Source organism: Thioclava sp. (assembly GCF_048263065.1).
Taxonomy (GTDB): domain Bacteria; phylum Pseudomonadota; class Alphaproteobacteria; order Rhodobacterales; family Rhodobacteraceae; genus Thioclava.
Map to the genome: position 1 here is coordinate 19201 of NZ_JBLXEM010000002.1, position 25440 is coordinate 44640.

At 59.7% G+C, this 25440-nt stretch carries 26 protein-coding genes; 19 read left to right on the plus strand and 7 right to left on the minus strand.

The window, feature by feature from the left end; all coding sequences use genetic code 11:
• Nucleotides 1-47: 47 nt before the first annotated feature.
• On the minus strand, nucleotides 48-1109 hold the full coding sequence (locus ACN0SD_RS03225; protein ID WP_417806783.1) for an ABC transporter substrate-binding protein: 1062 nt from the start codon (nucleotides 1107-1109) through the stop codon (nucleotides 48-50).
• 122 nt (nucleotides 1110-1231) lie between these two features.
• Between ACN0SD_RS03225 and ACN0SD_RS03230 the strand changes: the two genes are divergently transcribed.
• Both ACN0SD_RS03230 and ACN0SD_RS03235 read left to right on the plus strand, forming a co-directional pair.
• Nucleotides 1232-1867 (plus strand): TetR/AcrR family transcriptional regulator, encoded by a 636-nt coding sequence (locus tag ACN0SD_RS03230; protein WP_417806784.1) that lies wholly within the window; start codon nucleotides 1232-1234, stop codon nucleotides 1865-1867.
• Between the two features lie 178 nt (nucleotides 1868-2045).
• Nucleotides 2046-2531 carry a hypothetical protein gene (locus ACN0SD_RS03235; protein ID WP_417806785.1) on the plus strand — a complete coding sequence of 162 codons (486 nt, stop codon included), beginning with the start codon at nucleotides 2046-2048 and terminating at the stop codon, nucleotides 2529-2531.
• Nucleotides 2532-2736: 205 nt separating this feature from the next.
• On the opposite strand, the gene ACN0SD_RS03240 is transcribed toward ACN0SD_RS03235, so the two are convergent.
• The 5 genes from ACN0SD_RS03240 to ACN0SD_RS03260 all read right to left on the minus strand — a co-directional run bounded on the left by ACN0SD_RS03240 (nucleotide 2737) and on the right by ACN0SD_RS03260 (nucleotide 10519).
• Nucleotides 2737-5463: a trypsin-like peptidase domain-containing protein gene (locus tag ACN0SD_RS03240; protein WP_417806786.1), complete on the minus strand. Its 2727-nt coding sequence runs from the start codon at nucleotides 5461-5463 to the stop codon at nucleotides 2737-2739.
• Between the two features lie 1287 nt (nucleotides 5464-6750).
• On the minus strand, nucleotides 6751-7869 hold the full coding sequence (locus tag ACN0SD_RS03245) for a patatin-like phospholipase family protein (RefSeq protein WP_417806787.1): 1119 nt from the start codon (nucleotides 7867-7869) through the stop codon (nucleotides 6751-6753).
• Nucleotides 7870-7885: 16 nt separating this feature from the next.
• The gene (locus tag ACN0SD_RS03250; RefSeq protein ID WP_417806788.1) at nucleotides 7886-9631 is read right to left on the minus strand and encodes an FAD-binding protein; all 1746 of its coding nucleotides are present in this window, start codon (nucleotides 9629-9631) and stop codon (nucleotides 7886-7888) included.
• Nucleotides 9628-10305: a ferric reductase-like transmembrane domain-containing protein gene (locus ACN0SD_RS03255; protein ID WP_417806789.1), complete on the minus strand. Its 678-nt coding sequence runs from the start codon at nucleotides 10303-10305 to the stop codon at nucleotides 9628-9630. Before ACN0SD_RS03255 ends, ACN0SD_RS03250 begins: the two co-directional genes overlap by 4 nt.
• Nucleotides 10306-10309: 4 nt before the next feature.
• The gene (locus tag ACN0SD_RS03260) at nucleotides 10310-10519 is read right to left on the minus strand and encodes a 4Fe-4S dicluster domain-containing protein (protein WP_417806790.1); all 210 of its coding nucleotides are present in this window, start codon (nucleotides 10517-10519) and stop codon (nucleotides 10310-10312) included.
• Nucleotides 10520-10831: 312 nt separating this feature from the next.
• Between ACN0SD_RS03260 and ACN0SD_RS03265 the strand changes: the two genes are divergently transcribed.
• Both ACN0SD_RS03265 and ACN0SD_RS03270 read left to right on the plus strand, forming a co-directional pair.
• On the plus strand, nucleotides 10832-12265 hold the full coding sequence (locus ACN0SD_RS03265; RefSeq protein ID WP_417806791.1) for an ATP-binding protein: 1434 nt from the start codon (nucleotides 10832-10834) through the stop codon (nucleotides 12263-12265).
• Entirely contained in the window at nucleotides 12262-12942 is a 681-nt protein-coding gene (locus ACN0SD_RS03270; protein ID WP_417806792.1) for a response regulator, read from the plus strand. Before ACN0SD_RS03265 ends, ACN0SD_RS03270 begins: the two co-directional genes overlap by 4 nt.
• 58 nt (nucleotides 12943-13000) lie before the next feature.
• Here ACN0SD_RS03270 and ACN0SD_RS03275 read toward each other — a convergent pair whose 3' ends face one another.
• Nucleotides 13001-13300, minus strand: coding sequence for a hypothetical protein (locus ACN0SD_RS03275; protein ID WP_417806793.1), 300 nt, complete (start codon nucleotides 13298-13300; stop codon nucleotides 13001-13003).
• 389 nt (nucleotides 13301-13689) lie between these two features.
• On the opposite strand from ACN0SD_RS03275, the gene ACN0SD_RS03280 reads away from it, so the two are divergent.
• The 15 genes from ACN0SD_RS03280 (at nucleotide 13690) to ACN0SD_RS03350 (ending at nucleotide 25426) form a co-directional block, all read left to right on the plus strand.
• A complete protein-coding gene (locus tag ACN0SD_RS03280; RefSeq protein WP_417806794.1) occupies nucleotides 13690-14136 on the plus strand; it encodes a DMT family transporter in 447 nt (148 codons plus the stop codon).
• A gap of 32 nt (nucleotides 14137-14168) precedes the next feature.
• Nucleotides 14169-14945: a tRNA (guanine(46)-N(7))-methyltransferase TrmB gene (gene trmB, locus ACN0SD_RS03285; protein ID WP_417806795.1), complete on the plus strand. Its 777-nt coding sequence runs from the start codon at nucleotides 14169-14171 to the stop codon at nucleotides 14943-14945.
• Nucleotides 14946-15003: 58 nt separating this feature from the next.
• The gene (gene aroA, locus ACN0SD_RS03290) at nucleotides 15004-16353 is read left to right on the plus strand and encodes a 3-phosphoshikimate 1-carboxyvinyltransferase (protein WP_417806796.1); all 1350 of its coding nucleotides are present in this window, start codon (nucleotides 15004-15006) and stop codon (nucleotides 16351-16353) included.
• Nucleotides 16354-16470: 117 nt separating this feature from the next.
• On the plus strand, nucleotides 16471-17055 hold the full coding sequence (locus ACN0SD_RS03295; RefSeq protein WP_417806797.1) for a (d)CMP kinase: 585 nt from the start codon (nucleotides 16471-16473) through the stop codon (nucleotides 17053-17055).
• Between the two features lie 35 nt (nucleotides 17056-17090).
• Nucleotides 17091-17675: a hypothetical protein gene (locus ACN0SD_RS03300; RefSeq protein ID WP_417806798.1), complete on the plus strand. Its 585-nt coding sequence runs from the start codon at nucleotides 17091-17093 to the stop codon at nucleotides 17673-17675.
• Nucleotides 17676-17772: 97 nt separating this feature from the next.
• On the plus strand, nucleotides 17773-18324 hold the full coding sequence (locus ACN0SD_RS03305) for a glutathione peroxidase (protein ID WP_417806799.1): 552 nt from the start codon (nucleotides 17773-17775) through the stop codon (nucleotides 18322-18324).
• Between the two features lie 118 nt (nucleotides 18325-18442).
• A complete protein-coding gene (locus ACN0SD_RS03310) occupies nucleotides 18443-18934 on the plus strand; it encodes a BLUF domain-containing protein (protein ID WP_417806800.1) in 492 nt (163 codons plus the stop codon).
• 205 nt (nucleotides 18935-19139) lie between these two features.
• Nucleotides 19140-20819, plus strand: coding sequence for a 30S ribosomal protein S1 (gene rpsA, locus ACN0SD_RS03315; RefSeq protein WP_417806801.1), 1680 nt, complete (start codon nucleotides 19140-19142; stop codon nucleotides 20817-20819).
• A 277-nt stretch (nucleotides 20820-21096) separates the two neighbouring features.
• On the plus strand, nucleotides 21097-21399 hold the full coding sequence (gene ihfB, locus ACN0SD_RS03320; RefSeq protein ID WP_276202205.1) for an integration host factor subunit beta: 303 nt from the start codon (nucleotides 21097-21099) through the stop codon (nucleotides 21397-21399).
• 6 nt (nucleotides 21400-21405) lie between these two features.
• Nucleotides 21406-21762 (plus strand): lipopolysaccharide assembly protein LapA domain-containing protein, encoded by a 357-nt coding sequence (locus tag ACN0SD_RS03325; protein ID WP_417806802.1) that lies wholly within the window; start codon nucleotides 21406-21408, stop codon nucleotides 21760-21762.
• 33 nt (nucleotides 21763-21795) lie between these two features.
• Entirely contained in the window at nucleotides 21796-22437 is a 642-nt protein-coding gene (locus ACN0SD_RS03330; protein WP_417807184.1) for a phosphoribosylanthranilate isomerase, read from the plus strand.
• Between the two features lie 231 nt (nucleotides 22438-22668).
• The gene (trpB, locus tag ACN0SD_RS03335; protein WP_417806803.1) at nucleotides 22669-23901 is read left to right on the plus strand and encodes a tryptophan synthase subunit beta; all 1233 of its coding nucleotides are present in this window, start codon (nucleotides 22669-22671) and stop codon (nucleotides 23899-23901) included.
• Between the two features lie 94 nt (nucleotides 23902-23995).
• Entirely contained in the window at nucleotides 23996-24595 is a 600-nt protein-coding gene (locus ACN0SD_RS03340) for a superoxide dismutase (RefSeq protein WP_417806804.1), read from the plus strand.
• 148 nt (nucleotides 24596-24743) lie between these two features.
• Nucleotides 24744-24971 carry a hypothetical protein gene (locus tag ACN0SD_RS03345; protein WP_417806805.1) on the plus strand — a complete coding sequence of 76 codons (228 nt, stop codon included), beginning with the start codon at nucleotides 24744-24746 and terminating at the stop codon, nucleotides 24969-24971.
• Entirely contained in the window at nucleotides 24971-25426 is a 456-nt protein-coding gene (locus ACN0SD_RS03350; RefSeq protein WP_417806806.1) for a host attachment family protein, read from the plus strand. Before ACN0SD_RS03345 ends, ACN0SD_RS03350 begins: the two co-directional genes overlap by 1 nt.
• The last annotated feature ends 14 nt before the right edge of the window (nucleotides 25427-25440 follow it).

The window sequence follows — 25440 nt, forward strand, 5'->3', positions numbered from 1 at the left end:
CCGCAAGGGCCCCTCGACCAAAGCCGAGGGGGGTAACTGACACAGGTTTATTCAGTCGCTTGGAAGGACTGGCGATAGCCGGATTTGACCAAGTCGCCCATCAAGGAACAATCAATACCGGCAGCCGGGTCGATTGTGTTCTTCATCAGGCCCAGCTTGATCCACCATTCGTTGGTCAATGCCACCGATCCGGCCATCGAGCCATTGGGCAACCCAAAGGGCGGTGCCCCGTCAAGGACGCCACAAGTGCGCGCTGATTCATCGAAATCAAACATATAGATGCCGCCCGCAAGGCTTTTGCCATCGGTGCCAATAACCGAGGCCACATCTGCTGCCGGCCATTTCAGATATTCGGCGATCATCTGATTGGTTTCTTCGACATTCGCATGCCAGTAAGCGCGGGCATCCCATTCGGCTTTAAGCACGGCCAATGCCGCAGGGCGGTTCTTGGCGATGAAGTCTTTGTTCATGAAAAGCGAGTCCATGAAAATGCCGGTCTTGAGCATTTCCGGATCCGTGGTGTCGACGATTGACTTGGTGCCAGGTGCGGCCTCAATCACCTTCGAGATCCACGGCTCATACATATAGGCCGCTGCCAGATCGCCCGACAGCATCGGCCCCACCGCTTCATCGGCGTTCAGGTTTACCCAATCGACATCGCCCGGCGCTATGCCCGCGCGGTCCAACCATAGCCCCATCAGCAATTGACCTATATAGGCCTGTGGCGCGGCAACCTTCTTTCCCTTAAGTGTTTCGGGTGTCATCCCAGCAGCAAGAACCACGTGATCAACACCGTAAGACGGGTTGAGATATGCGACGTTGACTTCGTTAAGCCCTGCATCGACGGCAACGGGAATGTAATCGGCCGTGCAGCCATAGACGTCGATCTGCCCCGCCGCGAGCGCCGCGTGCCCACCCAGCGGATCCTCGAAGTTCACGATGTTCAGATCATAGCCGGGGATCAGGTTTTTCTGCTTGGCCACGTCCATCATGGCATAGCCCGGCCAAGAGACGCAGATTCCGACATTGACTGTTTCGTTTGCCTGCGCAGCAGCAGCGCTGCCCAACATGGCGCTGGCGATCGACAGGGCGAAGGTGAGTTTACGCATGATCAGCTCCCAGATGCGGTTACTCAAAAAAATATACGGAACAAAATTTTTTAGTCTACTAAAAATTTTACATCACTAAAATTTAGGTTGCATTTCGCGGCGCACATCCCGAAAATACGGCTATGGAACGATCACAAACATTGAGCCTGCGAGAGCGGCAAAAAGAGGGCAGGCGCGCGCGTATCATCGCCGCGGCCAAAAGCCTTTTCGTCGAGGCTGGCCTCGACAATATCACCATCGAAGCGATTGCCGAGATTGCCGGTGTTTCAAGCGTTACGGTGCATAATTACTATGGCACCAAATCAGGCGTGCTGCTGGCGTTGGTGGCCGAAAGCGATCGTGAGTTGCTTGAAACGCTTGATCGAAATCTGGCGGACCAACCGCCCGATCTGGTTGATCTTGTGCTGCGTTTCTTCACGATCATCTGCGACCACACGCTGACCCATCTTGATAAATCGGTGTGGCGCCAGATCATTTCGGCGTCGGTCGATGGTCGCGAACCGCGCTTCAACAAGCTCTATCGCGAGCTCGATTTCAGATTGGCCTCGGTTCTGATCCGGGAGATCGAACAGTTGCGAGCGGTGGGAAAACTCGCTGACAGCGTGAATTCTACGCATCTCGGTTGGGCGCTGTTCAACTTGCAGAACGCCCGTTTTGTCGAATTTATCGCCACCGACAGCAAAACCCGGGATCAAGCTTTGCACGATCTGCGCAATGATTTGCTGGCGTTGTTGACCCTCGTCATCACCGAAGGCTAAGCGTCACCTCCTAATGCGCGCCCCCGCGTTTGCGGGGTTTAGATTTTTCGTTGACGCTCCGCGATGATGCCATGGGGAATCCGGGGACGGCTAAGATCTCAATGTTGACACGCTGAACCGATCGCAAAGCCGCTATGGAGGTTCCGGTTGTCCTTTGGATCGCTCCGCTGACATTCGAATGAAGGTGGGCGCTAATAATGCTTGGCTGCGACTTTGGGTTATTTTGGCCTACAGAGGGCGCTCGAATGACGAGAGAGCTATCAATAATTCTGTCCAGGTGCGCGGGCATCTTGCAGAGCATGGACTGGTCACAGCCAGAGGGGCTGGCTATCTCAAGCGCCTGGCAGATGCGATCGAGGAGAGTGACACAGCGCTGCCCAACAAAGTTTGGAAACGCGGCCAGATGTATCTGGAACAGATTGGCGACCTGAACGCGCGGCTCGCAGAGCGTGACGGAAAGATGGGGCGCGCGGCGAAAGAAATCGACATCGAACGCCGCTCCCAAACCATGCCGAGTGTGGGCCCTGTCACTGGGCTTGCAACTGAGACATTCGCGCCCGATCTGGCAAACTTCCGGCAAACTTCCGGCGCGGGCGTGACTTTGCCGCTTGGATCGGCTCGTGCCAAAGTGGCATTCGACGGGCAGCAGGGCCCGGCTTGGTGAGACCTCGACGATGGGCCAGCGCGACATCCGCACGCTCTTGGTTTGCGGCGCAATGGCCGTTCTTCAGGCCATCGAGCGGTTTGACGCTCCGTGCAGTGGCTGGCTGAAACACCTGCTGACCCGCGAGCCATTGTTCGCGAGTGCCACCCGCACCAGCATTGCTGGCTTGTGCGACCGCATCCCGCCCAGCCATGAGCCTGGAATGTCATTTCTTCCCCGCACTCTCGATCTGTATTGGCGCTTCGCGGCTGACCATGCGGATCACGAGTGGCACGTGGTCGGACACATCGCGGGTAAAATCCGCCACCGATTTGTCGAGCCGCACGATGGCTGCGTCGTCGCCGCTGATCGGGGCCATGTGGACATCGTTGCTGACCACGATGTGATCAATCAACGAGCGATATCTGGCACCGACATAGGATAGCGCATTGTCGGCGGCATCATCGGTGGTGAGGGTGAACAGATCGGGTGCATCAGTCAGAGGGCCAAGCACATCGGTGTTCAGTGTTTCGTTAAGGTCACCGCCCAGCACCACAGGTAGCTTTTCGGTTTTGCGGATGTCGGCGATCACCTCGGTCAGGATCTCGGCGGCAAGGCGACGACGGGCCTTGCTTTGCGGATCGCCAAACGCTTTGAGATGCAGCAGGATCATGACGAATTCCACCGGATCGCCCCCTTCAGTATTGGGGGCGATTTTGATCGTGGCGATCAGTGGACGGCGGGGAAAGGCCGTGCGCCCTGACTCAGTTGTCGCCGCCCAAGCCGTTTTGTGGCGGTTCAGGATCTTGGCGGAAATGTTCACTTCCGTGGTCTTGCTGTCATATAGAACGGCTAGGTCCTGCCGACCTTTGACGTCAAGATATTTGTAGTCGTAGCTATGCCCAAGGGCCTGAAGCGACGCAATCAGGCGCTCCATCGCGTCTTTTTGCACTTCGACCAAGCCCATCGCGTCAAGCGACAGATGGCCCAGCACGCACGCAACCTTGTCAACGCGCGCATCCGAAATGGTGTCGTTGAAATGCTCGATATTCCAGAAACCGATATCGGCGAATTCAAGCGAACCCTTATATTCGGGGACTTCGACTTCCTGAACGCTCGAGCCGGTGATGCCCGCAATGTCAAAGAACCCAAGATGCGGAGAACTGTCAGGGATCGTTGAAAGCAGCTCCATCAGCTTTGATGAGGCGGTGTCTTCGCTGTGCTGGCGGGCCACGAGATGGGACACGATTGCCGCGATGCGCACGCCTTCATTGGTGGTCACGCCCCCTTCGACCCAACCCGCGTGATGCAATGCGACCAAATCCCAAGTGTTGTTGAACACCGGGCTGCCCGAGGATCCCGGTTCGGTGTCGGTTTCATACCAGATCACCTTATCTTTGACGCGCAGCACGTCGTTGTTATGCAAGGCGACTTCCTTGGGGCGCCCGCGCGGGTGCTGCACGATGTTGACCTTTTCACCCCGCGTCACGGTGGATGGGTTGCGCAGCAGCGGGATCGGGTCAAAGACCTCTAACGCAGGGTCGTCACAGCCAACGATGGTGAAATCCAACTCCTTGGAGGTGACGAAAAACCGATCCGGATCAAGGTTGACCATCAGGCTGGCGCCACCCTCTTCAAAATTAAACTCTGCGACGGCCTCTCGGGCTTCGTCTTCGTCGCCGATGACGTGGTTGTTGGTCATGATGAAGTTGGCGGTAGCAATCATGAACCCGGTGCCCGAGCCTCCGGGCAGATTGATGCGACAGACCGAGGCCGCCGCGTCCGCGCCGCGATACAGAAAGCTGGCAGGCAAGAAGTCGGCCCCGCCCGATATCTTCTCGAAATGCTGCGAAATATCCTGCTCGATTTCCTTGCGGCGGCTTTCGTCTTCGGTCGGGGGCAGGGGCGTGTCGAGCAATTCGCGCCCCCGATGATCGACCAACTCGCGAAATGCCTCGGGCTCCAGATCCTGTGCGTCGAGCATCGCCTCTTTGCCCGGTGACAGCTGGGCTGTAACCTCAAGCGGCGCGTTCGCCCCGAACATCGAGTCAATAATAGCGCGGAATTTTCCGGCGGCTGCGGCATAGCCGGTGTTATTGGGATGCAATTCGTCGTGCCAGTTGGTGCCCACACAATTCAGGCAGCTGACGCGCACGACCGATCCGGGAAATTCAGCGGCCAGATCGACCAGAGCGGTGTTGAAGCGCTCAATCAGTTCTGCCACGATTTGCGCCTGAAGCGTCTTGTCCTTGATCCCCAGCGCCTCCATCGGCTTGCCCAGCCAGCGCGCGTTCGCGGGTTGAGCATAGTCATAGCCGTGACACAGGATTTTCAGATTGGGAAATTCGGCCAGTAACGTCGTAAAGATCGAGCGATAGACGCCGATGATATCCTTGAGCCGTTTGCCAAAGGTGGCATTGGGATAGTCCTTGGCCAGCCTGCCAGCCTTGAACGGGTGCAATGCGGTTTGCAGCATACCGTCGCCCAGCAGATCATTGCCGCCACCGCTGATGAGGAACAGATGCGGGCTATGCTGGCGCACGGCTTGCAGGATTTCGTCTTGATCCAGCATATCCTGAACGAGATCACCGGCCGCCCCAAGGCTGTAGATTGCGTAGTCGTCAAACAGTTGATCAATCACATCGCGCAGCAGGAACGGATATTGAAACCAGCTATCGCCCTCGGACACGACGCGTAGCCCGGCCCAGCCGTTTTCGATTTTTCTCAGATATTTCTTTTGCCGCCGCCGCTTGGACATCGCGTTAAAGAACCGCATTGCGATATCGGCTTCGGTGCCTTCATCATCCACCAAGTCAGGGTTGATCCGCACTTGAGGCGCAAACGCATCCGAGGCTTCGGGTGCGGCCAATAAATAGGCGGCAATTTCCTCATCCGGGGTGTCGATATCGCGTATTTTGGCCTTGAGTTCGGTCAATGTGATTTGCGTCGTCATAAGGCACCTTCGTGTCAATGGGCGGGCCCTGAAACCCAAGTAAAATCCGTTGAATAGCACTCAGATCGAGCACTCCAGGATAAACGTTTTAGGCCCTGCGTGTAGCAGCATAGCACGGAAGTTGATTGATCTAAGTGGCGACGAAACAACCATCAGGCGATCGGCCATTTTTTGCCAAAACGTTGAGCCAGTTCGATTTTGTCGACCGCATCGCGCATCGCGACTCACGCGCCTTGAATGAAGTCGCTCGCGCAGTGACGGCGTTCTCTTCGCTGTTTTGAATTCCTCCTGCCTGACGTTCGCGAATGCCCTATTCTTCAGACAGGTCAAGTAAGTCGCAAACACCCCGCGCTTGCTGGATGGGCCCATACGACAACCGCATGACGCGCTACGACCGCGCGAGCGGCCTTGTCCAAACGTTCATAACAGACGTGCAACTGCGCGGTCCTCACCGCCGTATCGAGGCTCGCGCGTGTGATTGTCCTCCAAAGCGGTCGTTCGCGATGGCAATACGTAATATCCGGTTTTAGCAAACCTCGCCAAGGCCACGCCGATTGAATCGCGAAATGCTGCAGATGCTCCATCCTTCAGAACGGACTCTTTCCGGCCGGAAGCTGGGTTGGGTCAGGAAACAGACGGGTGGGTCTGCTCCCTCTGTCAGAACTCACCAGAACCCGTTTTATGCCGACCGCCCTTATCGTTCGCTACTGGATCACCGCGTTCGTTCCTACGCTCATCGCGATTGGCCTCTTGTAAGCAATCTTCATCGACTAGGTGATTGTTCGATGGCCTAGGCGGAAGCTCGCATTTTCGCCGACGGGAAGCAGCTATTGCGGAAACCGAAAAGGCTTGACCGCAACCAGTCTGGAGGCCGGGGCGGATCGCCTCATTTTCACCATCGGCGGCGATACAAATGTGTTCGGCTTTCGGGCGTGTCCGTCCAGACTCGGTCTTCAGCGCGCTCGCGTAGACCAAGTCGTGGCCTGCTGGGACAAGCGGAGAACGCTCGCCGCTGTTTGCGACACCACTCTCATGGACCTGGCGACAATCGCCGCCCAGTAACTGCGACCAAGCCAAGGCCGAAGAACAAAGTTACACCATTCCGTGGGACGCTATCCAGAGCAGTCATAACGCTTCTGTTTCTGATCCTGATTTATCGTCTTAGTAGAAACTGCTCGGGGTCATCTGATCGTGTTTGATGCTTGCAAATCTTGGCACCTGTCTTGCTCCGAAGGGGTCCGCGCATCGGTCGGACCATGCAGGCAGGAGCGGGACAAAAGTGCCCGCTCAACTCTCCCAAAGCCGATCTTCGAGGGCGCGTTTGCGGCCCTGCTTGAATAGCGCCTGCATATAGCGTGTCGAAAAGCGATTATCGGGGTCGTAGACGGCATCCGGGTCGGGCGCGACGCTGGCGAGCGAAAAGCCTAGCCGTTGACGCTTTGCCAGCAGCCGCGCGGCATTGACCGAGCTAGCTGCATTGGCGCGCACCATCGCCGTCAGCGCCTGCTGAGTGATGCCAAGCGCGGAATGCGACACGGTTTGGGGCGCGGGCTGCAGCGTGTTGTTGATCAGCAAATAGGCATGACCGCCCGCGTGTTTGCGCCGTGGCACGTCAAAAGCGGCATCAGGGGCGGCAAGGAACTGCATCTGCACACCGCCATCGACATGGGTTTCCTCATGGGCCGTGCTGCCGCGCCCGACCTTCAAGGTGACGGCTGGAAACATTCCCGGCAAGGCGCTGGAGGCACGAATGACCGCGCGAAACAGGTCGTCCCATCGGGCCTGCGCGATTTCCCCCATGTTCCAGATGATCGCCTGAGAGGTCTCAAGGTTCGAGGTCACTACAAACAGCCGCGCCCCATTCGCGTGGCGGGCTGCGACCTGTTTAATCAGGGCAGGGGGCGTGTAGGCCGCGATCATGTCGGCAAGTGGCGTCGTGTCATAAAGCGCCCCATCGTTGAACAGCGTTGCCACGTTTAAGCGCATAATATCGCTGGCATTGAGCATGTTGAACATGCGCGACAGGATGTCGTCATATTCTGCCCCCAGAAAGGCGAAGGGCGCGATCAGCGCACCGGTCGACACGCCCGTCACGATATCGAACTGGGGGCGGGTGCCGTGCTGTGACCAGCCACATAGCGCGCCTGCGCCGAAAGCACCGTCCTCGGCGCCTCCGGACAGTGCCAGAAGCTGCGGATCGTCGTGCAGAACCGCCAGATCGAGATGGCGCCCCCATTGCGCAGCACTTGCCGTTGAAGGCAAACGATACCGCGAAAGCGAATCCGGCGCGCTGGGTTGCGCGAGGAATTGCTCGGTTGGCGCGGCGGTGGCGCAGGCGGACAGCGACGCCGCCAGACCCGTCAGCACCGCGCGGCGACTCATCGGGGTGCCTTTGACAGGGACCATGCGTTGCATCTGCGCGTCAGCCCTGCGTTGCCCAGGTTTCAAACGGCTGTTTTTCAAGCTGCATCGCGCCATCCGCGCCGCGATAGATATTAATCCATGCGCGCCAATTTTCGTCGTCCACCTCCGGGTAATCGAGCCGAAAATGGCTGCACCGGCTTTCGGTGCGCATCATTGAGGCACGCAGCTTCATCTCGGCGCTCAGGATCATGTTGCGGGTCTCGTGCGCCAGACGCAGCTCGTGCATATTGGCCGCGCGCAGCATCGGGGCGTGGTGATCGCGCAGCTCTTCGATATAGGCCAGCGCTGCCTGCATCATCGTGGCCTTCTTGATATAAAGCACGAAGTTCGGGATCATAATGCCCTGCAAGGTCTGCGTGACCCAAGCCGGGCCATAACCCGCCTCGCGTTTGAGCGGGGCCAGCATTTCAGTCTTGATCGCCTCCAGCCGCGCATCTGAAATCACGGGATCGGCCAACTTTGCCGCCTCGGTCGCTGCAGTCGCCCCCGCAATCGCGCCTTGCACCGCCGAGCCTGCCAGCGATGAGCCGATCTGGGTGTAGATCCCGCCTGCCATATGGCTGCCAAGCGCGTCGCCCGCCGCGTAAAGCCCCGGCACGGTGCTTTGGCCCGTCTCGTTGACCGGCACCAACCCTTCGGATTTGTGAATCGCCATCCCCGCCGAGGCACCGCCCATCGTCGAGCCTGCGTGGAATCCCGGAGGCGGGCCACCCGGACCACCGGGACCACCGCCCGGAGGCCCACCCGAGGGGCCATCGCCTTCGGCACCCGGCGGCGGGCCGCCTGCGGTTCGTTGGAATTCGGCGGGCACATAGGGGCCACCGGCGATCTCTTCTGACGCGTCGCTGGGCGGAGAACCGGGCCCGCCGCTGACCGGATTGCCGCCCATATAGGCCTGATAATTGATGTCGACGCCCAGATCGTGATGCACCTCGACGCCATTGGTTCCCGGCACCTGTTCGAACATGTCGCCCCAGTTGTCATAACACGCCGCCGGGTTCACAGAGCGCGTGCCGTGACCGTCATTCCATTCCTTACCCGTGACCTTCGCGCCGATTTCATAGCCCATGATCGTGCCGTCATGGGTAAGGTCGCAGACCGGAAAGCCGCTGGGCTTGAACCCGCCCGCTCCGGTGCACAGCACAACCGTTTTGGCCTGAATCGTCACCGTTTCTTCGCGATCCAGACGGAAGCCCGCGGCCCCCACGACGCGCCCGTTCTCTTTGATGAGATGGGTGATCATCACGCGTTCCATCAAGGGAATATCGCGTTCTTCAATCGGTTTCATAAAGGGGCGGTTGGCCAGCGTCTGATCGAAGAACCCCCAGTTTTTCAGCTCGATTGCGCGCATGGCAGAATTCACCGCCAGTTGCTTAGTGAAAACCGTGTTCGCCGTGCCAAGGGCCGAGCGCTGCACCTTGGCGACAAACTCGTCAATCGAGATCGTCTCGACCGTGGGATCGAAGGTGAAGAACCCCTTGGCAAAAGGCGTCAGCCCCGACGAGCCAAGCCGCCCCTTGGACACGATCATCGTGCGCGCGCCTGCGTCATGCGCCTTCACGGCCGCGAACAGCCCCGCCATGCCGCCCCCGATCACCAGAACATCGGTGGCGTAATCGGTATTGGTGATCGTGTCGGGATCGAACTCGACCTTGTTTTGCGCCCAAGCAGCACCTGCGCCAAGCGCTGCGATGCCCGCCCCTGTGAGGGCAAGAAACTGGCGACGGGTGGGTGTGTCGGTCATGATTGCACTCCTTCTGAGAGGGGTTGCGCAGCGGGTGCTCTTGGAACCGCCGACCAGTAAAGCCGGGCAAGCAGGCCAAACCCGATGAAGATCAGGGCGATGAAATAGGCGGTCATCGCCGTGTGGATATGTCGGCCCAGATCAATCGCATGCCACGCGGCGAGCACGGTGAAGACGACAGCCAGACTGCCGTGAAAATAGCGCCAGCCGCGATAACGGGTGGCAAATCGCTTGAGCAACCGCATGCGCAAGAAGGCGGTCACGCCAAGCACCAGCATCAGCCCCCAAGCGATCAGGCCCAGCACGATCCCGAGATTGTCGAAACTGGTGATCATCGTCCAGAACGCGTCGAGCGGTTTTACCCCGCCTTCGAAATAGCGCGGGAAGACGATCATGAAGGGATGCAGCGCGATCACCGCGACGGCACTATAAGCGATATATTTATGCACTTTCTGCACGGTGAGCGGCTTGAACAGACCCGCCAAAGCCGTGTTCGAGCGCGCCAGAAAGAACTGCCCGATCATGAAGCCGAAAGACAGGAACGTCGCGACCGATATGACCTCTTTGAGCAGCGAGCGGCGCGGCGCGTCACCCATTGCGTAAAACAGCATTGGCAGTCCGACAAACACGGCCAGACCAGTGAGGATCGCAAAGAAGCGCGCGTCAAGTTTCATGGCATTACCCCCAAGGCACGATGACGGGAATGGATTTGTCCGGTGCCATCTCGATGGCGTCGACGGGGCAATACATCCGGCATAGGTGACAGATTTGGCAATCGGCGGGGTAGGCGATCACTGCCTTGCCCTTTTCCATGCGCAGCACGTCGCAAGGGCAGGACTTCACGCATTCTTCGCAGCCAATGCAGCCATTGATGCTTTTGATCGTCATGGGTTCATCCGCCTTATCGGTTTGAGTAGCGTTCGGGCGGCCCCGGGCAATAGGGAAGGGTTAGTGTAGGGGAACACCTGCCCAGGGCCGCCCTTGGGGTTAATCTGACGCCCGAATGTGGAGCGATTGGGTAGCGGTGCGAAAAAAACGACACCTGTTGCGAAAATTTCCGGCGTTCGCGCGACAAAGCCTTGTGTGCTGGGGATTACGTCAGTCGCGCCGCGCCGGTTGACCGCGCGAAATTTGCGCTGCATTGACCGGGTCAGAGCGTTCCTCCATCCTTCCTTCACATTCGCCGGGCCAATTCGCGCCATGAAAGCACTGCATCTTCCCCTCGCCTATCGCCTGTTCGGGGCTATCGCGCTGACTGCGCTGCTGGTCGTGGTGATCATGGCGACGCTGGTGGGGGTCAGCATGCGCGACGGGTTTTCGCGCTATTTGCTGCGCGAGGAGCTTGACCTGCACGCGCCGCTCGCCAAGGCCTTGGCGCAAAGCTATGACACGCAGGCGCAGGGCTGGCCGCAGTTTCGCGACGATCCCGACGCGTGGCGCCGCTTCGTTACGGACAACAACCCCAATTCGCCCTCGCTTTCTGGACAGACTGCACCCCCGGCACCGCCGGGAGGCCTAGTGCCGCCTCTGCCAATCGACCGACGGCTCGTCTTGCTGGATGCGGGTGGGAAAGTCGTCGTCGGCGACAATCAGATCGGTGGGCAGGAGGTCGAGAAACTCGCGATCATCGCAGCGGATGCTGCGCAGGGTGCCGCGCCTCTGGGATGGCTGGGCATCGTCGCGCCGGGTGCGATCCAGAACAGCACCGATACGTTTTTCCTGCGCTCGCAATTTCGCTCGCTGCTTTATGCGGCGGCTCTGGCGCTGTTGCTGTCGGGGATCGGGGCGGCGCTGTTGTCGCGGGGGTTCCTCGTGCCGATCCGTGCGCTTGAACGCGGGGCCAAGCGGCTGGCGGGGGGCGAATATAGCTCGCGCATCCCGCGCCGGGGCAATGACGAGCTAGGCCAGTTGATTGACCACTACAACGCGCTTGCCGAAAGCCTTGAGGCCGCCGAGCGCGCGCAACGCCAATGGGTCTCTGATACCAGCCACGAGCTGCAAACGCCTTTGGCCGTGCTGCGCGCCCATATCGAGGCATTGCAGGATGGCGTGCGGCGCGCCGATCCGCAGACGCTTGGGGCGATGGAAGATGCGGTGGCGCGTCTGACGCGGCTGGTGTCCGATCTGCGCCTGCTGAGCGCATGGCGTGAAGACAGTCTAATTCCCGATCGTGGCCCCGCCGATCTTGCGCGGATCGCGCAAGCCGCCGCCAATAGTGCTAGTGAGGGGTTTGCCGCCGCTGGGCTTGAGCTGATCACCGAGATCGCCAAGCCGGTCCAGCTGTCCTGCGATGCCGGGCGAATCGGGCAGGTGATTGACAATCTGCTGTCCAATGCGCTGCGCTATACCGATCCGCCGGGCAGCGTGAAGATGCGGGTTTGGGCGGGCGACAGCGCAGCCTATCTGACGTTGGACGATACCGCGCCCGCGCCCTCTGACGCGTCGATGACACGCCTGTTTGACCGGTTCCATCGCGGCGAGGCGTCGCGCTCGCGCGCCAAGGGCGGCTCGGGGCTAGGGTTGGCGATTTGCAAGGCCATCGTCGAGGCGCATGGCGGGCAGATCACTGCCGCCCCCTCGCGCATGGGCGGGCTGCATATCCGCATGACGCTGCCAAATGGAGAGACAGCATGAGCGCGCAAAAACGTATCATGATCATCGAGGACGAACCCGATCTGGCCGAGGTGCTGCGCGATTATCTGGCGCAGGCGGGCATGGCGGTCGATATCTTGTGGGATGGCACCCATGCGGTAGAACGCGTGCTGTCGGCGCAGCCCGATCTTGTGGTGCTCGACATCATGCTGCCGGGCAAAGACGGCCTGACGATTTGCCGCGAGCTGCGTGCCAAAAGCGATGTGCCGATCATCATGGAGACCGCGCGGGTCGAGGAAATCGACCGTCTTCTCGGGCTGGAACTTGGCGCGGACGACTATCTCTGCAAGCCGTTCAGCCCGCGCGAGTTGGTGGCCCGGATCAAGGCGATCTTGCGCCGCGCCGCGCCTGCGCCAGACTCGGATTGGCCCGAAGACGGCCTTGTGATGGATCCCGAAAGCTGGCGCGCAACTCTATCGGGCAAACCGCTCGATCTGACGAAACGCGAGTTTCAGATCCTGCACACGTTGCACAAACGTCCTGGGCGGGTGTTCTCGCGTGCGCAGCTTCTGGAGATGGCCTTTCCCGACGATGCCGATGTCTTTGATCGCACCATCGACAGCCATATCAAAAATATCCGGGTGAAGGTGAAAGCGCTTGAGCCGGGGGCCGAACTGATCCGCTCGGTCTATGGCGTCGGCTACGCATACGGGGCGTAAAATTTGGCCCACCAGCCTTGCGGGACTGGCGGGCCGGGCAAACTCAGTTGCTCAAATCTCAGTTCTTCGGTGGGGGCGGTGCGTCCTTGGGCATGCAAGCCAGCTTTTTGTCCGGCGTTGCCATACAGATCCCTTTGATCGCCTTGCCCTCAGGCGTGGCGATGTCGCAGGACGCCTTTGCAGCCAGGTTTTCGCAGGCCATAAACGCCTCTTTCGGCGGGCCGCCGCGCCCGCCCTTGGGCGGTGCATCCTGCGCCAGAACCAGCGAGGTCGCCGCCGCTGCAAGGCCGATGCCTATGCCCGACCGCAACAGCAAAACGCGCGCCCCAGAAGCCAGTTTCGATGGTACGAGTATCATGTGAGTCTCCAATTTTCCTTTGGTTGACGTCAGCATTCGGTGAAATTGCGCAAATGGAATGGAGCGTGGGAAGTTAGAAAAATAGGTCGCAATAGATTGATATTATGAAATTTCTTATAGCGCGCTTCATCAATATCACCATAATTCCTCCACGATTGTGCCCCGTCAGGCCATGATTGCCGCAAAGATATAAGATATCGCGTTCCCAATCCGCGCGATCACGTCAGAGAGGCGCTCTTTCCACAGTATTGAAACGACGTTTGCGCAGGTGCTGTTTGTCGGCCGCGCGCCGCGCCATTATGCGCAAGACAATCCCGCAACACCAAAGTCCTTGCCCAATTGCGCGCCCCGCGCCAAGTTGGCGGCGAAACCCTGTCTGGAAAGCCCCCATGCCCGATTATCTACGCTATGCAAGCATCATGCTGACTGCCGGGGTCGGTATTCCAGTTCTCGCGGCGCTGAACGCCCAACTTGGCGCGCGTATCGGCTCTCCGGCGGTGGCGGCGGTGGTGCTGTTTTGCGTCGCACTTGGCGGGGCGGTTACGGTCATGCTAATCACAACGGGACCATCCCCGATCGCGCGCCTGTCAAGCCAGCCGTGGTATCTGTTTCTCGCCGGGCTGTTGGTGGCGTTTTATGTGCTTTCGATCACCTTTATCGCGCCACACTTTGGCGTGGGAAATGCGGTGTTTTTCGTGCTGCTCGGGCAGATGATCTCAGCGGCGCTGATCGACCAGTTCGGGCTGTTTGGCGCGCTGGTGCGCCCGTTCACATTGACGCGCGGCATGGGGATTGGCGCGATGTGTTTCGGGCTTTGGCTGATTCAGAAGGCTTGAGTTTTGCGCCCCCTCCCGCTAGAGGCGCGGCCATGACACAGCATGATGACACCTCTGGCGATAGCGCTCACCTTGATCCCAACGCGGCCCCGTGGCGCAACTTTTATGGTCGCCGCAATGGCAAGACGCTGAACAAGGCGCAAAAAGACTATCTGCGCGAGGATCTGGCCGCTCTGACCCCCGGCGCGGTGGGCTGGGCGGAAAACCCAGATCGCAAACCACTCGATATGGTCGCGCGGTTTTACGGCAAGCCGGTCTGGCTAGAGGTCGGCTTTGGCGGGGGCGAGCATATCGCGCATATGGCGCAGACCTATCCAGGCGTTGAAATCATCGGCTGCGAGCCGTTCATTAATGGCGTCGCGATGCTGCTGGGCAAGCTGCGCCGCGCCAAGATTTCCAATATCGCGGTGCATCCCGGCGATGCGCGCGATCTGATGGATGTGCTGCCCGAAGGCAGTATCGACAAGGCGTTTCTGCTTTATCCCGACCCTTGGCCGAAATCGAAACATCACCGCCGTCGCTTTGTGACGCAGGAGCATCTTGAACCACTGTATCGCGCGCTCAAGCCCGGCGCCGAGTTCCGCGTGGCCACGGATATTCCCGACTATGTCCGTCAGGCGATTGCGGAAATCCCGCAAGCCGGATTTGAGCCGCAATTTTCTGTGCCTGCCGCGTTTGATCACGACGATCCCCAACCCGTTTCGGGCGACTGGGACGTGCCTTGGGGTGACTGGCTCTCGACGCGCTATGAACAAAAAGCCCTGCGCGAAGGGCGCAAGCCGCATTACCTGACTTACCGGCGGGTTTGAGGGCTTTCGAGCGGCGCGCCTTCGCGCTAACAAGATGCGCATATTGTGGGAGAAAGCGATGTCCGGCCACGGCGATCCGATCAAGATGACCGCGCACAAATCCGCGCCCTTGCATGGCACAGCGCAGGTGCCGGGCGACAAATCGATTAGCCACCGCGCGCTGATTTTCGGCGCGCTCAGCGTGGGCGAAACCAAGATCACAGGTCTGCTTGAGGGCGAGGATGTTCTTGATACTGCCCGCGCGATGAAGTCCTTCGGGGCTGAGGTGACGCAGCATGGCCCCGGTGCATGGTCGGTGCATGGCGTGGGCGTAGGTGGTTTTGCCGAGCCCGAGCAGGTGATTGATTGCGGCAATTCCGGCACCGGCGTGCGCCTGATCATGGGCTGCATGGCAACTTCACCCATCACCGCGACGTTTACGGGCGATGCCAGCCTGCGCAAACGTCCGATGGGGCGCATCACCGACCCGATCGCACTGTTTGGCGCGCAGTCTTATGGCCGTGAGGGCGGGCGCTTGCCGATGACGGTTGTGGGCGCGCGCGATCCGGTGCCGGTGCGCTACACGCCGCCGATGGCCTCGGCGCAGGTGAAATCGGCGGTGCTGCTGGCGGGGCTGAACGCGCCGGGCCAGACGGTCGTGATCGAGAAAATCCCGACGCGCGATCACACCGAACGCATGCTGCGCGGCTTTGGCGCTGACGTTACGGTTGAACAGACCGACGAAGGCCATATGATCACCCTGCAAGGCCAGCCCGAACTGGTGGCCCAAGAGGTCGCCGTGCCGCGCGACCCGTCCTCGGCGGCGTTTCCGGTTTGCGCGGCGTTGATAGTGCCGGGCTCGGATATCTTGGTGCCCGGTGTCAGCCAGAACCCAACGCGCAACGGGCTGTTCATCACACTTAAAGAGATGGGCGCGGATATCGAATTCCTCAATCCGCGCGAAGAGGGCGGCGAGCCGGTGGCCGATCTGCGCGTGCGCTATAGCGAGCTGCACGGCATCGACGTGCCCGCCGCACGCGCCAGCGCCCAGATCGACGAATATCCCGTGCTCTCGGTTGTCGCGGCCTGCGCCACGGGCGTCACGCGGATGCCCGGCGTGCATGAGCTGCGCGTCAAGGAGAGCGACCGGATCGACGCGATGGCGCGCGGGCTTGAGGCATGCGGAGTGCGCATCGATGAAGATGAGGACACGCTAATCGTGCACGGCTTAGGAGCGGGCGGCGTGCCGGGCGGGGCGACTTGCGCCAGCCATCTCGATCACCGCATCGCCATGAGTTTCCTCGTGCTGGGGATGGCGGCGCAAAAGCCTGTCTCGGTGGATGACGGTACCCCCATCGCCACCTCTTTCCCGATTTTCGAAGAACTGATGGCGCGTCTCGGGGCAAGCATCACGCGCGACAATCATTAGGACAGGACGCTCCGCGGGGAGTATTTAGGGCTAGATGAAAAGGGAATCTGCTTTCATCTAGCTAAAAATACTCCCGCCGGAGGCTCCCACAGATGCACAGATAAGAAAGGTTCGATCATGCGTTTTACCGTTGCCATTGATGGGCCTGCGGCGGCTGGTAAAGGCACGATCAGCCGCGCCGTGGCCGCGCGGTTCGGCTTTGCCCATTTGGATACGGGCGCGCTGTATCGAGCAGTCGGGGTGAAGGGCGGCGATCCGGTGGAAGCGGCGCGCGCGCTTTGCCCGGCGGATCTGGCGCGCGATGATCTGCGCACGGGGGCGGCGGGGCAGGCGGCCTCAAAGGTGGCAGCGATCCCGGAGGTGCGCGCGGCTTTGGTGCAGTTCCAGCGCGAGTTTGCCCGCCGCGAGGGCGGGGCAGTGCTGGACGGGCGCGATATTGGCACCGTGATCTGCCCGGATGCCGAGGTGAAGCTGTTCGTAACCGCTAGCCCTGAGGTGCGCGCGCATCGACGTTGGCAGGAACTGGGCGGCGATGAGCGCGAGGTGCTGGCCGACGTGCGCGAGCGCGATGCGCGCGACATGGGGCGCGCCGATGCGCCGCTACGCCCGGCTGATGATGCGCTGGTGCTGGATACCACGGATATGAGTGTTGAGGCAGCGGTAGCGGCCGCCTGTGATTTGATTGAAGCGCGCCTAGGCTGATTGGCATTTGCGAATTGCATGCCCATATCAGGGATATGATACGTTTAATTTGTCTTTGCCTGTTGCTTGCCGGGCCCGCCTTGGCGCAGGCCCGTGCGGAGGGTTTGGCGCGTCCGCAGGGCTTGCTGTGGTCTGACACAGCGCTGCCGCGCACGCTCCCTTTGCAGGTGAAGACCGCAGAGGGGCGCGATTATTATCTTGTGTTGCGTGATGTGGCGACCGGGCGCGATGTGATCGGAGCCTATGCGCAGGGTGGGGCTTTCTTTCGCCTGCTGGTGCCACCGGGTCGCTTTGAGTTGCAGATCGCAAGCGGACAGGAGGCGGATTGGCAGGGGCGCGGGGGGCTGTTCGGGGCGCAGACGCAGCGTTTCGCACTTGAGCCGCCGCTAGATTTTGGCGTCACCGGTTACGCGCGCAAGGGCGGGCATCTGGTTGATTTGCGCAATCTGGGCGCGATTGCGCAAACAAGTCTCGGAATTTGCCAGCGCCTTCTGCTTGATCCCGAAAGCGTTAGCGTGACACCTGATGCGCCGATGCCGGGTGTAAGCCCGCGCGATCCTATGGAAATTCCAGATCTCCCGGTGCCCCGTTACCGCGAAGTCAGCCGTATTTGTGATTAGCAAACGGCGTATTTTGGATATATTCTCACAAAACAGTGAACCAAATTGCGTATGCGCGCGTTCTCACGGCGTCTGTTTTTGCAAGGGTATTTTACCGATGACTGCCCGTCTCGCCGTCGCCCTTACGGCCTTTTCTCTGTCACTGACACTGGGTCTTGCCATTGCCAGCCCCGCGATGCCGCCCAATGTGCAGTTTGATCTGGTCGAGGGCGGGCAGATGAAGCTCGCCGATTACAAAGGCAAGGTGGTGTTGGTGGTCAATACCGCCTCGAAATGCGGCTTTGCCGGGCAGTTCACCGAATTGCAGACTTTGGCCGATCAATATGGCGACAAGGGGCTGGTTGTGCTGACCGTGCCCTCCAACGATTTCAAGCAGGAACTCGCGACGGGCGAAGAGGCCAAGAAATACTGCGCAATGACATTTGGGGCCGAGCTGCCGATGGCGCAGATCACTAAGGTCAAAGGCGCGCAGGCGCATCCGTTTTATGCGTGGTTGCGCGCCGAGCGAGGATTTGAGCCGACATGGAATTTTAACAAGGTGCTTTTAGGGCGCGATGGCGAGGTGATCGACACCTTTCGCGCAGCGGACGCGCCATTATCGGGCAAAATGATTGACCTGATCGAGGCCTCCCTGTCGCGAAATATGTGAGCGTTTGCTACCATGCAAAGCGGCCCAAAATACCTGGCGCGCCCATGTTTTAAATTGTAGCACCGCCGCGTTGCCTATGTAATGCTACCCTAAGTTATGCGTTTGTGAGACCACTGTTATGGAATACATTTATCTTCTGTACCGTTCTATCCCGACTTTCGCGGATTTCGATGACAGCGACCGCGAGATCCTGAAAACGGCTGTGGTCAATAATGCCGCGCGAGGGATCACTGGCTATCTGTGGCGCACGGGGGATCAGTTTTTTCAGGCTCTGCATGGTCCGATGGCCGAAGTGGACGCGCTTTATCAAAAGCTGATTATAGACCCGCGTCATCAGGACGTAGAGTTGTTGCTGAGGGCGTTCGCACCGGCCACCTCGCCGTTTAAGAACTGGTCAATGGGCTACGATCATTTCATCGATACCGAGCTGGATCTGATGCCCGAGCTTGACGGCTCGCGCCCTGCACTGTCCCCGGAACGCGCGGTTAAGGTTTGGGATGCTTTGGTGCGCGCGGCAGAGTCAGCGATGCGATTTGGCTCTATCCAGCCGATAGCGCGCGCCCCGCAAGAAAGCGAACGGGCCTATCTTGAACGGATATCGGACGCGTAATCACGCGGCTTCGTGGCGCGTGTGCCGTGTGTTTCGGGGCCGCACGCGCCAAAGAATGCTTGCCGTAGGGGCGAATCCCACCTATATCGGCGCGGTCTGAAAGGGTCTGGCATCGCCATGGCCCCGATCGGCATATTCAATGAAAGACCGGCGGAGCCAACCGCATGGCCTGTAAAACCGACTATGAAAAGGAAACTAGAACCGCATGTGCGCTAAAGCAACCATGGAAGAATTCGAAGCCCTCTTGAACGAGAGCCTCGAGATCGACACCCCCCAAGAGGGATCGGTCGTCAAAGGCAAAGTGATCGCCATCGAGGCCGGTCAAGCCATCATCGACGTCGGCTACAAAATGGAAGGCCGCGTTGACCTCAAAGAATTCGCCGATCCCGGCGAAGCGCCCAAAATCGAAGTTGGCGACGAAGTCGAGGTGTTCCTTGACCGCGTTGAAAACGTGCGTGGCGAGGCTGTTATTTCGCGCGAGAAAGCTCGCCGCGAAGAAGCTTGGGATCGTCTTGAAGAAGCCTATGCGAAAGAAGACCGCGTCGAGGGCGCTATCTTTGGTCGCGTCAAAGGCGGCTTCACCGTCGATCTGGGCGGCGCTGTTGCGTTCCTGCCTGGCTCGCAAGTCGATGTGCGCCCCGTGCGCGATGCAGGCCCGCTGATGGGTCTCAAGCAGCCCTTCCAAATCCTGAAAATGGACCGTCGCCGTGGCAACATCGTTGTGTCGCGCCGTGCTATCCTTGAAGAAAGCCGCGCCGAACAGCGCGCCGAGGTCATCGCGAACCTCACCGAGGGTCAGGAAGTCGAAGGCGTCGTCAAGAACATCACCGAATACGGCGCATTCGTCGATCTCGGCGGTGTGGACGGCTTGCTGCACGTCACCGACATGGCTTGGCGCCGTGTGAACCACCCCTCCGAGATCCTTGCGATCGGCGAAACCGTCAAGGTTCAGGTCGTCAAGATCAACAAAGAAACCCATCGTATCAGCCTGGGCATGAAACAGCTCCAGTCCGATCCGTGGGATGCTGTTGAGTCCAAGTTCCCGCTTGAGTCGGTGCACACCGGCCGCGTGACCAACATCACCGATTACGGTGCATTTGTTGAGCTGGAACCGGGCGTCGAAGGTCTGGTACACGTTTCGGAAATGTCGTGGACGAAGAAAAACGTCCATCCCGGCAAGATCGTTTCGACCTCGCAAGAGGTTGAGGTCATGGTGCTGGAAATCGACACCGCCAAGCGCCGCGTCAGCCTTGGTCTCAAGCAGACCATGCGCAACCCGTGGGAAGTCTTTGCCGAAACCCACCCGGTCGGCACCGTCATCGAAGGCGAAGTCAAGAACATCACCGAATTCGGTCTGTTCGTTGGCCTCGACAACGACATCGACGGTATGGTTCACCTGTCCGACCTCAGCTGGGATCAGCGCGGCGAAGAGGCAATCCAGTCCTATCGCAAAGGCGACATGGTCAAGGCTGCTGTCACCGAAGTGGACACCGACAAAGAGCGTATTTCGCTCTCGGTCAAAGCCTTGGATGCCGACACGTTCTCTGATGCCGTTGACGGCGTTAAGCGTGGCACGATCATCACCGTTGCGGTCACCGCGATCGAAGATGGCGGGATCGAAGTGGAGTATAACGGCATGAAGTCGTTTATCCGCCGCTCCGATCTGGCCCGTGACCGTGCCGATCAGCGCCCCGAGCGTTTCGGCGTGGGCGACAAGGTCGACGTGCGCGTCACGGCTGTGGATTCCAAAACCCGCAAGCTGGGCGTGTCGATCAAAGCGCGCGAGATCGCAGAAGAGAAAGACGCCGTGGAACAATACGGCTCGTCGGACTCGGGTGCATCGCTGGGCGATATCCTCGGCGCCGCTCTGAAAGGCGACCAGTAAAACGATCTGACAGGTCCGTCCTGTCACGTATTGGCCCCGCCGGTTTGGCGGGGCCTTTTGCGTTCCAAGCGATTCGGAATTCGCGTTCTGCGTGCGTGATTTGTCGCGACCGAGGCGGTGTTTTCTGCATTTGCAAAAGCGAAAATCCGCTTCTGAGGCGCGTAACAGCCATTAAACGCACCGAAATCTCAAGCCTTTGGTGTTCCGCGCGCTTCACTTTGATCCTATAGTGATCCAAATAGCTTTGACGATCCGGGGGGTTAACCCGGCGCAACCCGTGGGGGGAATGACGATGATCCGATCTGAGTTGATCGCGAAGATTTCTGAGGATAACCCGCATCTCTTCCAGCGGGATGTCGAGAAGATCGTGAATACGATTTTCGACGAGATCACCGAGGCGCTGGCGGCTGGTGATCGGGTCGAGTTGCGCGGCTTTGGCGCGTTCTCGGTCAAACAGCGCGACGCCCGCGTCGGGCGCAACCCGCGTACCGGCGAGGCGGTCGAGGTGGACGAGAAACACGTTCCCTTCTTTAAGACCGGCAAGCTGCTGCGCGACCGGTTGAACGGACAAGAGGACTAATTCACGATGATGCGTGCGCTTCGGCTGCTGTTTCTGGGCCTTTTGGCCATTGTCTTGATCGCTCTGGCGCTCGCCAATCGTGACATTGTCACCTTGCGGATGCTGCCCGCTGAAGCGGGGTCATTCCTTGGCTATAGTTGGAGCGTGCAACTGCCGCAGTTCCTCGTGATTTTCGCGGGGGTGATTTTGGGTCTGCTCATCGGTTTCGTCTGGGAGTGGATCCGTGAGGCGCGCCTGCGCCGCACCGCCAGTCGCGCCACGCGCAAGGCCAACAAGCTTGAGGCCGAAGTCAAATCGCTGCGCCACGAAAAGGACGGCCCCAAAGACGACGTTCTGGCGCTGCTCGAAACGCCTGCACGCTAAGCCATGACCACAGTTGCCATTGATCGCGGCGCCATCGGCGCGGTGCGCGTGAAAATCTGCGGTTTGCGCACGGCAGTGGATGTCAGCGCGGCCGTAGCGGCTGGCGCGCGCTATCTGGGCTTTGTGTTTTTCCCGAAATCGCCGCGCCATCTCGACATCCAACAAGCGCGCGACTTGGCGATTGAGGTCGCCCCCGGCGTGGCCAAGGTCGCCCTTGTGGTCAACGCCACAGACGCCGAGTTGGACGCGATCTGCGCCGCCGTGCCCCTTGATATGTTGCAACTTCATGGCAGCGAAAGCCCGGCGCGCGTCGCTGAAATCCGTGCGCGGTATGGCTTGCCGGTGATGAAAGCTGTCGGCGTGGCCGAGGCAGGCGATCTGCCCAAGATTGCCGGTTATGAGGCCGTGGCCGATCAGATTTTGCTCGATGCCAAAGCCCCGAAAGGGGCGGCGCTGCCCGGTGGCAATGGCTTGGCGTTTGACTGGCGCCTGATCGCGGATCGCCAATGGACCAAGCCGTGGATGCTGGCCGGAGGGTTGACGCCTGAGAATGTAGCTGAGGCGATCCGTCTGACAGGCGCGCGTCAGGTTGATGTATCCTCGGGCGTTGAAAGCGCGCCGGGGGTCAAGGATGCGGACCTGATCCGCGCCTTTCTGAACGCTGCGCGCGTTTGAGGCGCTGGGGGCTGTCTGCCCCCAGACCCCCGAGGATATTTGCATCAAGAGGAAGATCAGCGTGCTTCCTCTTGATCAAAATATCCCGGGGGTGAATGGCGCAGCCAGAGGGGGCAGCGCCCCTCGCCCGCTAAGATCTTGGGCTATGACGTCAGAATTGCCGCGCCGGGCGCTTTATCTTGACGCGCTTTGTCGCTACATCCCAGACAAGACAATCGCGCGAGGTAAGCCATGGCCGACGATCTGATCAACTCTTTCATGAATGTGCCTGACGATAACGGGCGCTTTGGCATTTTCGGCGGGCGCTTTGTGTCTGAGACCTTGATGCCGCTGATCCTCTCGCTTGAGGCGCAGTATGAGCATGCTAAGACCGATGCGTCTTTCTGGGCCGAGATGGACGATCTGTGGAAGCATTATGTGGGTCGCCCCAGCCCGCTGTATTTCGCGCCCCGTCTGACCGAGGAACTGGGCGGCGCCAAGATTTATCTTAAACGCGACGAGCTGAACCATACCGGCGCGCATAAGATCAACAACGTGTTGGGCCAGATCCTGTTGGCGCGCCGCATGGGAAAAACCCGGATTATCGCTGAGACTGGCGCGGGCCAGCATGGCGTTGCCACCGCGACGGTTTGCGCGAAATTCGGTTTGAAATGCGTGGTCTATATGGGCGCAACCGATGTCGAGCGTCAGGCCCCCAACGTGTTCCGCATGCGTCTGCTGGGCGCCGAGGTGGTGCCGGTCAAATCGGGCCGTGGCACGCTGAAAGACGCGATGAACGATGCGTTGCGCGATTGGGTGACCAATGTGCGCGACACGTTTTACTGCATCGGCACCGTTGCAGGTCCGCATCCCTATCCCGCGATGGTGCGTGATTTCCAGTCGATCATCGGCAAGGAAGTGCGCTGGCAGCTTGAAGAGCAAGAGGGCGAGGGCCGTCTGCCTGATACGCTGATTGCGGCGATCGGCGGGGGCTCGAATGCGATGGGGCTGTTTCACCCGTTCCTTGATGACCCGTCGGTTAATATCATCGGCGTCGAGGCCGGGGGTCACGGCGTGGATGAGAAGATGGAGCATTGCGCCAGCCTTACCGGCGGACGCCCCGGCGTGCTGCATGGCAATCGCACCTATCTGCTGCAAGATGCGGATGGCCAGATCCTTGAGGGTCATTCTATCTCGGCGGGGCTGGATTACCCCGGCATCGGGCCGGAACACGCTTGGTTGCATGACACGGGCCGCGCGCAATATGTCAACATCACTGACAAAGAGGCGCTGGAGGCATTCCAGTTCTCGTGTCGTCTTGAGGGGATCATCCCCGCCCTTGAGCCGAGTCACGCGCTTGCCCATGTGATGAAAATTGCTCCGAAACTGCCTGCCGAGCATATCATCGTGATGAATATGTGCGGGCGCGGCGACAAGGATATTTTCGCTGTCGCCAAGCATCTGGGCTTTGACATGGACGTTTAAGCGCCCCGTAATCCGCGATATCGGCCTTGACCTTGGACCTATGAGCGCTTCTTTAGAGTTGAACCCACGAACCTTCGAACCGAGTGAGGATAAAATGGCTTTTGAACTTCCCGATCTTCCCTATGCCCATGACGCGCTGGCGGGGCTTGGCATGTCGAAAGAGACGCTCGAATATCACCACGATCTGCACCACAAGGCCTATGTCGATAACGGCAACAAGGCCGTTGCCGGCACCGAATGGGAAGGCAAGTCTGTGGAAGAGGTCGTCAAGGGCACCTATCAGGCCGGTGCCGTTGCGCAAAATGGCATCTTCAACAACGCCTCGCAGCATTGGAACCACACCCAGTTTTGGGAGATGATGGGGCCGGGCGGCGACAAGATGCCGGGCGAGCTGGAAAAAGCACTGGTCGACACGTTCGGCTCGGTCGACAAATTCAAAGAGGCATTTGCAGCCGCCGGTGCAGGTCAGTTCGGCTCGGGCTGGGCTTGGCTGGTGAAAGAGGCCGATGGCGGGCTTAAGGTCACCAAAACCGAGAACGGCGTAAACCCGCTGTGCTTTGGTCAGACCGCGCTGCTGGGCTGCGATGTGTGGGAGCACTCCTACTACATCGACTTCCGCAACAAACGCCCGGCGTACTTGTCGAACTTCCTCGACAAGCTGGTGAACTGGGAAAACGTGGCCTCGCGTCTCTGATTGCGCAGCCAGTTCGTTTCCAAGGGCGTCCCTGCTGGGGCGCCCTTTTTCTTTGCCTGCTCATTGCTTGCGCAGTAGACTTCGCAGGAACCAGCCCGCCTTGCCGGGTGTTTCTTTCCCAGACACTCACAAAAGACCGGAGGAAGAGATGGCACAGCGCACAGGCTCCAAAGATATCCAGCGGGAGACCGAAGAGATACTGTGCCTGCGCCCGGCGGATATCGACACACCCGCAGGGCAGGGCAGCGCCGGGGGCAATCTGCAACACAAGATCGGCACGCGCGACGAGAAGAAGAAGCTGGATGAGACTTCGGCGGGCAAGACGCGCCCCTTGGGGGGCGATCACCGCGACAGCAGTAGCAAGGAGAAGATGTGATGATCAAACTGACCAAAAAAACCTGGGTGGTGATCGCGGATGGCGAGAAGGCGCTGTTTCTGGAAAACATGATGGATGCGCAGGACCCCAACTTGGTGGTGCGTCGGATCGACGAACAAGACAATCCGCCCGATAGCGAACAGGGCACAGACAAGCCGGGGCGGATGGCCGATAGCGGGCCGGGGCAGCGCTCTGCGCTGGATGAGACGGACTGGCATCATCTCGCCAAAATGCGGTTCGCCGATGATCTGGCCGACACGCTGTTCAAGATGGTGCATCAGGGGCGCATCAAGCGGCTGGTAATCGTCGCCGCGCCGCGCATCCTCGGCGAGATCCGCCAAAGTCTGCACAAAGAGGTTGAGGCGGTGCTGGTAGGTGAGATCGACAAGACGCTGACCAATCACCCCATCGACGAGATTGAAAAGATCGTGATGGATGAGTTGAGCGACGCCTGAGGCGCGCTGGTCGG